Below are 12,305 nucleotides of genomic sequence, written 5' to 3'. Positions count from 1 at the left end.
GCCGTACATTTCTGCATTTTAATAGTTTACCACACCCAGATGGTAACCTAAACTGATCTCTCACCGTTAGTAAAGCCAATACTTATTTATTTCTTAAAGCGATAGAAACGTTATTCGCTTCATTTGCAGCCAAGTATTCGTACTTTTGCGCTCCAATCATTATGAAGGAAAGAGAAAACAACATTTTTACCTTTTACGACGAAGTCGTTCAGCGAGGTGAAAAAGAAGCACTACTAAAGCAAAAAGCCATTTCCATTTGGATGACGGGCTTATCCGGTTCAGGCAAAACTACAGTAGCAAAAATTGTGGAGAGAAAGCTTCACGATAAAGGACATCTCGTACAACTTCTTGACGGTGATAACGTACGCCATGGCTTAAATAATAATTTGAGTTTCACGGAAGAAGACCGTAGAGAAAACATTCGTCGTATCGCAGAAGTAAATAAACTTTTCAATGAGTGTGGGATTATTACCATCAACTGTTTTGTAAGTCCTACCGTGGAAATTCGGAGCATGGCCCGCGAAATAATTGGTGATAACAGTTTCAATGAAGTCTTTGTAAACACTCCGCTTCACATTTGTGAAGAGCGAGATGTGAAAGGTTTGTACAAAAAAGCCCGAAAAGGTGAAATCAAGAACTTTACCGGGATTGATTCTCCTTTTGAAGCTTCTGCCAGCCCTGAATTAACTCTATTTACCGAAAATCAAACAGCGGAAGAATCTGCTGATCAACTATTGAATTTTATATCAACCAAAATAAAATACGACTGATGCAATCTTACAGTCTAACACACTTAAAAGAACTCGAATCTGAGTCAATCTTCATCCTACGGGAAGTAGCCGCTCAATTTGAGAATCCGGTAATGTTATTTTCCGGAGGAAAGGATTCTATTGTAATGTTTCACTTAGCCCGAAAGGCGTTCTATCCGGGCAAGGTACCATTCCCCTTGCTACACGTAGACACAGGACACAATTTTCCGGAAACCATAGAATTTCGGGATAAATTGATGGAAGAAACAGGAGCTGAACTTATTGTCGGATCCGTTCAACAATCAATTGACGAAGGGAAAGTAGTTGAAGAAAAAGGATACAACGCCAGCCGTAATGCTTTGCAAACGGTCACACTTCTTGAATCATTGGAGGCAGGAAAGTACGACGCCGCCATGGGTGGGGGAAGAAGAGATGAAGAGAAGGCTCGTGCCAAAGAACGCTTCTTTAGTCACCGAGATGAGTTTGGTCAGTGGGATCCAAAAAACCAGCGACCTGAGCTTTGGAATCTCTTTAACGGAAAGAAAAACATGGGAGAACACTTCAGAGTGTTCCCAATATCAAACTGGACAGAGATGGATGTATGGCAATATATCTTATTGGAAGACATCGCCATTCCTCACCTCTACCTCAGCCATGAAAGAATGGTGTTTGAGCGCGACGGAGTGCTCCTTGCTGATACAGAAGTTATCACAAGAAAAGATGGAGAAATTCCTGAAATGAAGAAGGTGCGTTTCCGTACCATTGGAGACATGACTTGCACGGGTGCCGTAGAATCGGATGCCGACAATCTTGAAAAAATAATTGAAGAAGTTTCTGCCACTCGAGTTACTGAACGTGGCGCACGATCTGATGACAAGCGAAGTGAAGCTGCCATGGAAGACCGGAAGAAACAAGGATACTTTTAACCTACCTCAACAATGACTAAAGAACACGCATATTTAGATATGGATCTACTGCGCTTCACCACGGCGGGAAGTGTAGATGATGGTAAATCAACCTTGATTGGTAGAATGCTCTACGATTCAAAAAGTATTTTCGCCGATCAGATGGAAGCGATTGAACAAGCTTCTAAAAAGAGCGGTGTTGAAGCTGAAGTTAACTTGGCACTTTTAACCGATGGTCTTCGTTCTGAGCGAGAACAAGGAATCACCATTGATGTTGCCTACCGATACTTCGCAACTCCAAAGAGAAAATTCATCATTGCTGATACTCCCGGTCACATCCAGTACACACGGAATATGGTGACGGGTGCTTCAACGGCAAACCTGGCAATCATTCTTGTAGATGCTCGCCACGGGCTTGTTGAGCAAACGGCTCGACACTCGTTTATCGCATCTTTGTTAAAGATTCCGCATGTAGTTTACTGCATTAACAAAATGGACTTGGTTGACTACAGCGAAGAACGTTTTGAGGAGATTAAAGAAGAGCTTGAAGCCTTTAGTTCCAAGTTAGAAGTGAATGACATTCGCTTTATTCCGATTAGCGCATTGAAGGGAGACAACGTCGTACACAAATCCACAAATATGGATTGGTACGAGGGCAGTACCCTGATGTATACCTTGGAGAACATCCATATTTCCAGTGATCAAAACCTTGTGGATTGCCGCTTCCCCGTTCAATACGTAGTGCGTCCGCAATCCACTGAGTACCATGACTACAGAGGTTATGCCGGTCGCGTTGCAGGTGGTGTACTCAAAAAAGGTGATGACGTAGTAGTACTCCCTTCAGGATTTACCTCAAAGATCGCGGCTATTGACACATTCACAGGCGAGATAGATGAAGCTTTTGCTCCTATGAGCGTCACTTTGCGATTAGAGGATGATATTGACATCGGTCGCGGTGATATGATCGTAAGGCCCAATAACCAGCCCGAGGTCGGTCAGGATATTGAGATGATGATTTGCTGGATGGGTGAAAAGCCTCTCATGGCGAATGGAAAGTACGCTGTAAAGCACACGACCAAAGACGCAAGATGTATTGTAAAAGAGATCAAATACAAGGTAGATATCAATTCTTTGCACCGTTTAGAGGATGAGAAAAACATCGAGATGAACGACATGGCGCGCATCAAAATCAGAACAACTCAACCTTTGTTTTACGATCGTTATTCACGAAACAGAATAACCGGTAGCATTATTTTAATAGATGAAGCCACGAATGAAACGGTTGGTGCAGGAATGATTATAGAATAATCTGAATTTACACAAACTAAAAACTCCGTGACCCATTGGATCACGGAGTTTTTTATTTGTTTTAAAAAGAGTCAAATTACATCTCTTCTTCGTCTTGCATAAGTGTATCTGCTGCTTCCTCAATAGACTCTCCGGCATCTTCCATGGCATCTTCCATATCCTCTCCTGCTTCTTCCATGTCATCCATGAGCTCATCAGTCATTTCTTCTGCTTTTTCCTGAGCATTTTCTGCAGGAGTTTCAGATTCGCAACCTACAAAGGTCAATGATGCAATTAGGCTTAAGGTGATAAATACTCTTTTCATTCTTTAGACTTTATTTGATTTGTTAATTAGGGTTTATTCAACAGTAACACTTTTAGCGAGATTTCTTGGCTGATCAACATTGCAACCTCTCATTACGGCTACATGGTAACTCAAAAGTTGAAGGGGAATAACGGTAACCAATGGCATTAGGCACTCATCGACATCGGGGATTTCGATCGTATGATCAGCCATTTCCTTTATTTGCCTTTCTCCTTCAGTAATTATCGCAATAATCTTTCCTTTCCTTGCCTTCACTTCTTGAATGTTGCTGACAATTTTCTCGTAAGATCCTGCGCGAGGGGCAACCACAATGACTGGCATTTCCTCATCAATCAAGGCAATAGGCCCATGTTTCATCTCAGCTGCAGGATATCCTTCGGCATGAATGTATGAGATCTCTTTAAGTTTCAAGGCTCCCTCAAGAGCTACAGGAAAGTTATATCCTCTTCCTAAATAAAGTGCATTTGGCACATCCTGATAAATCCGTGCTATTTCCTTCACCAGCTCATTCGATTCAAGAATTTTCTCAATCTTATCCGGAATACTATCTAGCTCGATCAACAATCGCTGAAATCTGCTTTCGGGTATCGTCCCCTTCTGCTTGGCTATATGAAGGGCCATCAAAGTAAGAACAGTCACCTGAGCAGTAAAAGCCTTCGTCGATGCTACTCCGATTTCTGGACCTGCATGTGTATATGAACCTGCGTGAGTCATTCGCGGAATCGATGATCCAATAACGTTACAAATTCCAATGATCGTAGCTCCTTTTGACTTTGCCAATTCAATGGCAGCTAAAGTGTCAGCTGTTTCTCCCGATTGAGAGATGGCAATGACCACATCGTTCTCGTAAATGACAGGATTTCGATAACGAAACTCCGATGCGTATTCCACTTCAACAGGCACTCTGGCCAGATCTTCAAAAAGATATTCTCCAACCAACCCGGCATGCCAGCTGGTACCACAAGCCACTATGAGTATTCTGTTGGCGTTTACGAATTTCGATACATAATCGCGAATACCACCCAATTCTACTTGTCCTGAATCTACTCTTAATCTTCCGCGCATGGAATCCCTCACCGACCTGGGTTGCTCGTAAATTTCCTTTAGCATAAAATGCTCGTATCCGCCCTTTTCCAGGACTTCCAGTTGCATCTCTAACTCTTGTACATAAGGGGTTTTCTTCTGATTCTTTATGTTCATTAGGGTGAACCCTTCCACTCTATCTAAGATGGCTATTTCCTCATCATCCAAGTAAATAACGTTCTTGGTGTATTCAATAATAGGAGTAGCATCAGATGCAATGAAAAACTCTTTATCGTGCCCAAGTCCAATGACCAATGGACTTCCCTTTTTCGCAGCAATCAGTTGATTTGGGTTATTCTTATCCAAAACTACGATAGCATATGCTCCTATGACTTCACCTAAAGCGATACGCACTGCATCGAAAAGACTGTTATTCTCGTTTTTCTGAACATTGGAAATCAAGTGAATGAGGACTTCAGTGTCAGTGTCACTTTTGAAAACATGGCCCCGCTTTGTTAACTCCTCTCTCAAAGCCCCGTAATTCTCAATGATTCCATTATGGATGATAGCCATATTCCCGTCTTCACTTTCGTGCGGATGAGAGTTCACATCATTTGGGGGGCCATGAGTAGCCCAACGAGTATGACCAATGCCGATGGTACCCGTCATTGCTTTACCCTGTTCAACTTTTTCTTCCAGGCCGCTTACTTTTCCTTTCTGTTTGACGATTCGTAATTCGTCATTCTCCAGGGTTGCGACTCCCGCACTATCGTATCCACGATACTCGAGCCTTTTTAATCCTTTTATAAGAATAGGGTATGCCGTTTTGGTACCTATATATCCAACTATTCCACACATCGGCTGTCAAAAATTAGTAAAGAGTATTTCAAGTCTGAGATTATCTTCAGGATTCTCGCTGTTTGGGAAATTCGCTCCGTTAAGAACAACTCTATTTGCAGTGGTGGAAGCTCTCTGTACGACAATTTCCAAACCGTCAAATTCCCTTTCTTCAGAAAGAATTTGTTGTAAAAATCGCGTGATAAAAAAGCGGTATTGCCCATTTTGAGCATCGAAGGCCCCATCGATAAAAGAGTAATTTTGAGGGTCTTGCAAGAATTCATCAAGCAAGAAGGCATCACCATTCTCATCCAGTCCAAATATCAAAAGTCTTTCGGGAACCGGATATCTGCCTCCACTATTCGAATTGACAGGTAAAATCAGCTCAGCTTTAGCAATTGCAATTCCTTCTTCTTCGCGTAATTTCTCTAAATAAGGCAGGTCCACCTGCAATTTCACACCGCCTATCGACTGCGCATAAAGCGTTTGTTCCCCCGGAGAAGCTACTCCGTTGACTACTTGTCTAACGAGTGATGGCTCACCTCCTCTCACAAAATCATGTTGGAATGAATTAAACTTTCCCGTGCTACCCCTAATCTCAAAATCATAGAAAAGGGTATCGGGCTCCGGGTCGTCTTCCGTAACCAGCGTATCTCGGTAATAAAGCTCCATTCGACTTGTTCCCAGAAAACTATTGAATGAGACGATCCCGGTATTGGCAAGGTTGACTCCCGCAGCATTATCATCAACTGTAATTTTAAAGCCCTTCAATACTTCGAGAAATTCCGTTGCACTTAGTCCATCTCCTTCACTAGCATCAAATATTCTTTGGCCGAGTTCCTCTGTTAAAGGCAATCTGATTGAAGGTCGGAATGCAACTCCATCGACTATAGAAGAATCGCGGTAATTTGGACTAACCAAATTACTTCCTTCCAAAACCAGATCCTGATCTGAAACGGCTAACGATTGATTGCTGTAGTAAGCTTCGGTAACATCCAGCGAATCCGCCACTTCAAAAACTTGAAAATATTGCGCTCCGGTAGACCCATAGACAGGTACACCCTGACCAAACTCAAATGCCAGATTCAAAATAAGGCTATCTATAACCAGATTCTCCAAGGACGAACCTTCCGTAAAAAATATGGGGTTCGACGAGGTTAACCTCAGTTCTGAATAGTGATCAGCTTTACTATATCCAAATATGGGGTCGATATAGGCCCCTACCATTCCCGTTACTACCCCATCCGTTCTCACAGAATCCTCTGGCAACGAAACAGCAGTAACAGTGAAAGTATCAATGCCTGAAACGTTCAATATATCGTCATCGGGTTGCAGGTCAATACCTACTGACCCTTCGGGTTTTTCACATGCCGTAAATACAGCAAATAAAAAAAAGATAGCGGCCCACTTACGCGGCCGCTTATCTATGTTTAACATATTACCTTCTTTAAGTCTATTCTGCGAGAATAGTATTTTCTTCAAGTATTTCGTCGTAGAATTCACTGTAATTCTTAACGCAATTTTCAGGATCGCAGTATTCAAGTTTCGGCTTATCGGAAGATTCAATTTCTGACTTAATTCCATCTGACAAATCATCACTGGCTTCAATAATACCATCAGCGTATTTGAATGCAAATTTGGTCAAAGTTTCAAAGTCAACCTCGCCATTTTTCAAATCTCCCAAATCTTCATCAGAGAAACCATCAAACTTTAACTTCTCCGCTACTTTTTTATCAAGCTTACCTTCAAAATCTCGAGAATATGCCGAGAACACAACTTTGGAATCAGCAAAATGAGGATCCTCGTTGTAGAATTTTTTCAGGTAAAGTGGCAAGAACGAAGTAAACCAGCCGTGGCAATGAATCACATCAGGAGCCCAGCCAAGCTTTTTAACTGTTTCCAATACACCTCGACAGAAAAATATCGAGCGTTCATCATTGTCTTTGAAAAACTTACCCTTCTTATCAGTAAGCACTGCTTTTCTTTGGAAATAATCCTCATTATCTATAAAGTAAACCTGCATACGCGCAGTGGGTATTGAAGCTACTTTAATAATAAGAGGGTGATCGGTATCGTTCACCACTAAGTTCATTCCAGATAGGCGAATTACTTCGTGAAGCTGATGTCTACGCTCATTGATAGAACCATATTTGGGCATGAATACTCTGATTTCTTTGCCTTTCTCATGTATTCCTTGAGGTAAATTTCTAGAAACTTCTGACAATTCATTCTTCGGCAGGAAGGGTGTAATTTCCTGGGACACATATAAAACTCTCGTCTTCTTCATAAAATGCTGGGAATTGTTTAGATAGTACAAAAATAACTAAATTTTCTCGGTTTCTCAATCTATTCGTTAGCTTTGGCCAATTTCGCTTTGGCGTTTTGAACCTTAAATTCCCTCATTTCGGAAGCATATGAAAGTGATCAGAAAGGCAGGTGAAATGACTTCTCTGGCTGAAAACTTACCGGAAAAATCAATTGGATTTGTTCCCACAATGGGTGCATTGCACAATGGTCATTTAAGCTTAGTAGAGAAGAGTTCTTCCGAAAATGACCTTACGGTCGTTTCAATCTTTGTCAATCCCACTCAATTCAATGATCCTAAAGACTTTGACCGATATCCTCGCGAAGTTGACCAAGATCTGGAGCTTCTGAAAGCAGCCGATGTTGACTATGTCTTTTTACCTAGCAAGGATGAGATTTACCCCGAAAAAGACGAACATCACTATGAACTCGGAGAAGTATCTCATGTGATGGAAGGAGCTTTTCGACCAGGCCATTTCAATGGTGTTGCCTCTGTTGTGAAAAGATTGTTCGAAATAGTTCAGCCGAAACGAGCTTATTTTGGCTTAAAAGATTTCCAACAGTTCCGAATTATCACGGAACTGAATAAAAATTACAACTTAGGTGTGGAAGTAATAGGATGCGATACCGTAAGGGATGAAGACGGTTTGGCTCTCAGTTCGAGAAATATGCTACTCTCTAAAAAGGAGAGAAACCTAGCCCTGCATCTATCAAAAACGCTTCAATTGATGTCAGAGAACAGCACCTCGATGAATCATTTGGAATTAGAAAACCTTGGGAAGCGTTATTTGACCAATTTTCCCGAACTTGAGCTTGAGTATGTCAAGGTAGTCGATCCCAGGAGTTTTGAGCCTCCATCCGACCATGCGACTCAGGGTGATAGAATAGCACTCTTAGCTGCGAAAATTGGTAAGGTGAGACTCATCGATAACATGAAGATTTGAATCTAGTCTATTATGTTTAAAGCTAAGGCCATTCAGCTTCTTAAGATAATTATCCCTGTTGGTTTGGGTATTTATTTGGTGTGGCACATTTACAACCAACTCAGCCCCGACCAGAGAATCGACCTTTTTAAAGCTTTCGAAAGTGCCAATTATTTTTGGGTCCTTCTTTCATTTTTTATGGGCCTACTGAGCCATTGGATCAGAGGATACCGATGGAAATTTCAGCTTGAGGCAATGGGCTACTCTCCCAGTACGACCAATAATTTTATGGCCGTAATGATCGGATACGTGGTCAACCTGGCCCTTCCTAGGGTAGGTGAAGTAAGCAGAGCTGCTGCCCTTACTAAGTACGAAGGAGTTCCTTTTCAAAAATCTTTTGGGTCTATTCTATCCGAGCGGGCTCTTGACTTCATTATACTTCTGATCATCACGTTTACTACCCTTTTGCTTCAGTTTGAGCTTTTAGAAAAATATGCACTGGAAATAATCAGTGTTGCGAGAAATCAGTTTGAGTGGCCCCTTATATCTGTCGGAGGCATAGCTGTAATTGCTTTGATCGCATTAGGGTTTTACCTCCTCAAAAAATTCTCTCACATCCCTTTGGTTAGTAAAATCCGTAGCTTCATCAACGAATTGCTGGAGGGTTTGCGCAGTATTGTGAGAATGGAAAAGCGCTGGTTGTATCTGCTGGCAACCCTTGCAATCTGGGGGCTGTATCTTGCCATGTTTGGTGTTTGTTTCTTCGCACTGGAAGAAACTTCGAGCGTAGGGATCAGTGCAATTTTTGCCGGTTTCGTATTGGGTAGTTTTGCAATTGTCATTATTCCCGGTGGCATAGGAGCTTTTCCTGCAGGGATCATGCAAGCGCTTATGCTATATGGGATTTCTGCCGAAAGCGGATTTGCATTGGGATGGATTCTCTGGTTTTCACAAACGATCATGATCGTCTTGGTAGGAGGATTATGCATGTTTCTTATGCCCATCTTAAATAAAAATCGCCTCAATGAGCAGACTGGATAGAGTGAACGAAAAGATTATCGAAATTGATAAACTCGATAATCTGGCCCAAAGACTCAGAGTAAAAGGAAAACGAATCGTTTTCACCAATGGAGTTTTTGACATTCTTCACAGAGGACATGTGACACTGTTAAATCTTGCCAGCGAACAAGGAGATTTTCTCATTGTGGGAGTTAACTCTGATACTTCCGTTAAGTCATTGAACAAAGGACCCGAAAGGCCAATCAATGGGGAGCGTGATCGCGCTACGTTGATAGCTGCTTTGCAATGCGTTGATGCCGTGGTAATCTTCAGCGATGGCACCCCTTATGAATTGGTAAAACGAATCAAACCTGATGTCTTGCTAAAAGGTGGGGACTACGATCCCGATCAGGATGATCCAAAGCAAAAGAATTACATCGTTGGATCGGATATTCAACGTGCCAATGGTAAGAGTACGGTTTCCATACCGCTTGTAGAAGGGTACAGCACAACAGCGATTATTAAAAAGTCTAAAAATGGCTAAATCGAAATCTGTTTTCTTTTGCCAGAATTGTGGTTTTGAATCGCCTAAGTGGCAAGGCAAATGTCCTTCTTGCGGAGAGTGGAACACCTTTATTGAAGAAACTGTCGTGAAATCAAAAAAGGGATTCTCCTCAGAGAGAAAAAAGGAGAGCTTGCCCGTGGCCATAAGTGAAGTGCAAAGTGAGACCGGCAAGCGCAACCATACTGGTGATGCAGAGGCAGATCGCGTTTTGGGGGGCGGAATGGTCCCCGGATCGTTGGTTTTAATAGCCGGTGAGCCAGGCATTGGAAAATCGACTCTTCTACTTCAGACCTCTTTAAAATACGAAAAGGCAAATGTGCTATATGTATCCGGAGAGGAGAGCAAAGCCCAAATTGCTGATCGGGCCTCACGAATCGGGGAACTCAACCCAAAGTGTTTCCTACTTACCGAAACCGATCCTGATGCTATTATTGAACACGCAAGTAGCCTCAAACCTGATTTTATTGTGATAGACTCCGTTCAAACGCTGAATGCGTCGTGGATTGAATCTTCACCGGGATCGATTAGTCAGATCAGGGAAAGCGCCGCTCGACTAATGCGATTTGCCAAAGAAGAAGGAGTCACGCTCTTTTTAATCGGGCATATTACCAAAGAGGGAAACATTGCAGGACCGAAAGTCCTGGAGCATATGGTAGACGCTGTCCTTCTTTTTGAAGGGGACCAGAATCATGTCTTTCGCTTGCTCAGATGTACTAAAAATCGATTTGGTAGCACAAATGAATTGGGCATTTACCGCATGGAAGGTTCAGGACTTCAAAGTGTAGAAAACCCTTCGGAACTTTTGCTGAGTGGCTATGCTGATAATTTAAGCGGCTCCGCAGCTGCAGCCATTATTGAAGGAATTCGCCCACTCATCATAGAGGTTCAAGCCTTGGTGAGTACCGCCGTTTATGGAACTCCTCAACGATCAGCTACGGGTTATGATGTCAAGCGCCTCAACATGCTACTGGCCGTTCTCGAAAAGAGATGTGGGTTTAAATTGGCGGGCAAAGATGTCTTTTTGAATATTGCAGGAGGACTCAAAATACACGATCCTTCCATTGATCTCGCGGTAGTTGCGGCAGTATTGTCGTCGAGTGAAGATTTAAGCCTGCCACGCCAAACTTGTTTTGCAGGTGAGGTCGGCTTATCAGGAGAAATAAGACCCATCAATAGAATTGAACAACGCATTGCTGAAGCGGATAAACTTGGATTCAAATCCATTTTCATCTCCAAACACCATCAACTCTCTAAGTCTGCTCTATCGGGTAAACTGGAAATTCACTCGGTAGGACATGTGCGCGATATGCTCACGGAAATGTTTGGTTAATCCTCGCTCACCATTTCAAGCAATTCATTCAATTTAGGCGAAAGGATAATTTCAATTCGTCGATTTTTCGCCTTGTTGTTCGGGTCAATGGGCATATATTGACTTCTTCCCGCAGCCACTAGCATTTCAGGGTTGATGTCTGAATTGGCCAGCATGATATTTATAACAGAAGTGGCTCTGAGAACACTTAGATCCCAGTTGTTACGTGGAAAGGTAGATCTCTGAAATTCATCAGTATCGGTATGACCTTCTACTACGATGTCAAGATCGTCTCTATTGCCAAGAGCTCTGGCTAAATCAATAATCACTTCTTGCCCCTTCTTATCCACAGCAGTTTCTCCAGTGGCAAACAGCAGCTTTGCCTCCATGCTTACATATACGCGACCATTTCGCTTTTCAATCGTGAGTCCATTGCCTTCAAAACCAAGTAAAGCGTCAGAAACACTTTGCCGTAAAGCGTTCATCAACGAGTCCTTCTCAGTGATCGCTGCTCGTAACTCTGTAAGCTTTGCCTCTCTTTCTAAAAGCTCTTCCTCTTTCGTATTCAATGCTGTTTCCAGTTGGTTCAATGCATCCTCTTTTTCTAAGAGAGACAGTCGAACTGTTTCAAGCTCAGCCATCAAGGTTTGCTTCTCTGCTTCCGTACCTTCGCGCAAGCTCGCAGTCTTGGAAAGAAGTTGATCATTCAAAGTGTTGATCTTGTCGTATTGTTTTCTCAAGATGCGCAAGCTATTCCCCAATACCGCCGTATCAGATTTCAATGCGTCAATTTTTCGCTCAGACACATTATACTTTGTGTCGAACTCATTCAATTCTGTGCTCAACTTTTCATTCTGGAGCCTCAGCTGCTCATTTTCACGTTCACACGCTTCTTGCTTTTGTGATACATCCATAAATTTTCCATTAGGAACACAAGATGTAAGGGTGACAATTGTAAAAATGAGAAGGATTGCTTTGGAATAAGTATTTGACATATGGCTAGTTTAAGATCGTTGAACACACAATAGCAAATTTCTTACCTTTTTGCGTTAAGTATATCAAAGGTCGGCAACTTTTAT

General features: G+C 42.3%; 12 protein-coding genes. 7 read left to right on the top strand and 5 right to left on the bottom strand.

Annotated features, from left to right (window positions below; genetic code table 11):
• Positions 1 to 161: 161 nt before the first annotated feature.
• The 3 genes from cysC to cysN are packed head-to-tail and all read left to right on the top strand — an operon-like array spanning position 162 to position 2,962.
• Complete coding sequence (gene cysC / locus O3Q51_03315; GenBank protein ID MCZ4407822.1) at positions 162 to 770, top strand: adenylyl-sulfate kinase; 609 nt, start codon at positions 162 to 164, stop codon at positions 768 to 770.
• Positions 770 to 1,675 carry a sulfate adenylyltransferase subunit CysD gene (gene cysD, locus O3Q51_03310; GenBank protein ID MCZ4407821.1) on the top strand — a complete coding sequence of 302 codons (906 nt, stop codon included), beginning with the start codon at positions 770 to 772 and terminating at the stop codon, positions 1,673 to 1,675. Before cysC ends, cysD begins: the two co-directional genes overlap by 1 nt.
• A gap of 12 nt (positions 1,676 to 1,687) precedes the next feature.
• Entirely contained in the window at positions 1,688 to 2,962 is a 1,275-nt protein-coding gene (gene cysN, locus O3Q51_03305; protein MCZ4407820.1) for a sulfate adenylyltransferase subunit CysN, read from the top strand.
• A 76-nt stretch (positions 2,963 to 3,038) separates the two neighbouring features.
• Here cysN and O3Q51_03300 read toward each other — a convergent pair whose 3' ends face one another.
• From O3Q51_03300 to O3Q51_03285, 4 genes are read right to left on the bottom strand one after another with little or no spacing between them, the layout of a single operon-like run.
• Complete coding sequence (locus O3Q51_03300; protein MCZ4407819.1) at positions 3,039 to 3,266, bottom strand: hypothetical protein; 228 nt, start codon at positions 3,264 to 3,266, stop codon at positions 3,039 to 3,041.
• Between the two features lie 33 nt (positions 3,267 to 3,299).
• Positions 3,300 to 5,147, bottom strand: a complete 1,848-nt coding sequence (glmS, locus tag O3Q51_03295; protein MCZ4407818.1) for a glutamine--fructose-6-phosphate transaminase (isomerizing) — start codon at positions 5,145 to 5,147, stop codon at positions 3,300 to 3,302.
• A 6-nt stretch (positions 5,148 to 5,153) separates the two neighbouring features.
• The gene (locus O3Q51_03290; GenBank protein MCZ4407817.1) at positions 5,154 to 6,563 is read right to left on the bottom strand and encodes a DUF4270 domain-containing protein; all 1,410 of its coding nucleotides are present in this window, start codon (positions 6,561 to 6,563) and stop codon (positions 5,154 to 5,156) included.
• Positions 6,564 to 6,579: 16 nt separating this feature from the next.
• Positions 6,580 to 7,413, bottom strand: a complete 834-nt coding sequence (locus tag O3Q51_03285; protein ID MCZ4407816.1) for a glycogen/starch synthase — start codon at positions 7,411 to 7,413, stop codon at positions 6,580 to 6,582.
• A gap of 127 nt (positions 7,414 to 7,540) precedes the next feature.
• On the opposite strand from O3Q51_03285, the gene panC reads away from it, so the two are divergent.
• Genes panC through radA form a run of 4 tightly spaced genes read left to right on the top strand, consistent with a single transcriptional unit; the run spans position 7,541 to position 11,247 of the window.
• Entirely contained in the window at positions 7,541 to 8,374 is an 834-nt protein-coding gene (gene panC, locus O3Q51_03280; GenBank protein ID MCZ4407815.1) for a pantoate--beta-alanine ligase, read from the top strand.
• Between the two features lie 12 nt (positions 8,375 to 8,386).
• Positions 8,387 to 9,394, top strand: a complete 1,008-nt coding sequence (locus O3Q51_03275; GenBank protein MCZ4407814.1) for a lysylphosphatidylglycerol synthase transmembrane domain-containing protein — start codon at positions 8,387 to 8,389, stop codon at positions 9,392 to 9,394.
• Entirely contained in the window at positions 9,378 to 9,896 is a 519-nt protein-coding gene (locus O3Q51_03270) for an adenylyltransferase/cytidyltransferase family protein (GenBank protein MCZ4407813.1), read from the top strand. The genes O3Q51_03275 and O3Q51_03270 overlap by 17 nt, the downstream gene beginning before the upstream one ends.
• Complete coding sequence (gene radA / locus O3Q51_03265; GenBank protein ID MCZ4407812.1) at positions 9,889 to 11,247, top strand: DNA repair protein RadA; 1,359 nt, start codon at positions 9,889 to 9,891, stop codon at positions 11,245 to 11,247. The genes O3Q51_03270 and radA overlap by 8 nt, the downstream gene beginning before the upstream one ends.
• Here the strand turns inward: radA and O3Q51_03260 are convergent.
• On the bottom strand, positions 11,244 to 12,221 hold the full coding sequence (locus tag O3Q51_03260; protein ID MCZ4407811.1) for an OmpA family protein: 978 nt from the start codon (positions 12,219 to 12,221) through the stop codon (positions 11,244 to 11,246). The two genes, radA and O3Q51_03260, sit on opposite strands and share 4 nt — an antisense overlap.
• Positions 12,222 to 12,305 lie beyond the last annotated feature (84 nt).

It is taken from the genome of Cryomorphaceae bacterium 1068, from assembly GCA_027214385.1.
In the GTDB taxonomy this organism is placed as follows: domain Bacteria; phylum Bacteroidota; class Bacteroidia; order Flavobacteriales_D; family Cryomorphaceae; genus JAKVAV01.
Note: the sequence above shows the minus strand (reverse complement) of the source record. Positions and strands in the feature narration are given on the sequence as shown.

What these genes read in the sequence shown, in the direction of transcription:
- cysC (MCZ4407822.1), top strand. Translation starts at nt 162, where the DNA reads ATGAAGGAAAGAGAAAACAACATTTTTACCTTTTACGACGAAGTCGTT.
- cysD (MCZ4407821.1), top strand. Translation starts at nt 770, where the DNA reads ATGCAATCTTACAGTCTAACACACTTAAAAGAACTCGAATCTGAGTCA.
- cysN (MCZ4407820.1), top strand. Translation starts at nt 1,688, where the DNA reads ATGACTAAAGAACACGCATATTTAGATATGGATCTACTGCGCTTCACC.
- O3Q51_03300 (MCZ4407819.1), bottom strand. Translation starts at nt 3,266, where the DNA reads ATGAAAAGAGTATTTATCACCTTAAGCCTAATTGCATCATTGACCTTT.
- glmS (MCZ4407818.1), bottom strand. Translation starts at nt 5,147, where the DNA reads ATGTGTGGAATAGTTGGATATATAGGTACCAAAACGGCATACCCTATT.
- O3Q51_03290 (MCZ4407817.1), bottom strand. Translation starts at nt 6,563, where the DNA reads ATGTTAAACATAGATAAGCGGCCGCGTAAGTGGGCCGCTATCTTTTTT.
- O3Q51_03285 (MCZ4407816.1), bottom strand. Translation starts at nt 7,413, where the DNA reads ATGAAGAAGACGAGAGTTTTATATGTGTCCCAGGAAATTACACCCTTC.
- panC (MCZ4407815.1), top strand. Translation starts at nt 7,541, where the DNA reads ATGAAAGTGATCAGAAAGGCAGGTGAAATGACTTCTCTGGCTGAAAAC.
- O3Q51_03275 (MCZ4407814.1), top strand. Translation starts at nt 8,387, where the DNA reads ATGTTTAAAGCTAAGGCCATTCAGCTTCTTAAGATAATTATCCCTGTT.
- O3Q51_03270 (MCZ4407813.1), top strand. Translation starts at nt 9,378, where the DNA reads ATGAGCAGACTGGATAGAGTGAACGAAAAGATTATCGAAATTGATAAA.
- radA (MCZ4407812.1), top strand. Translation starts at nt 9,889, where the DNA reads ATGGCTAAATCGAAATCTGTTTTCTTTTGCCAGAATTGTGGTTTTGAA.
- O3Q51_03260 (MCZ4407811.1), bottom strand. Translation starts at nt 12,221, where the DNA reads ATGTCAAATACTTATTCCAAAGCAATCCTTCTCATTTTTACAATTGTC.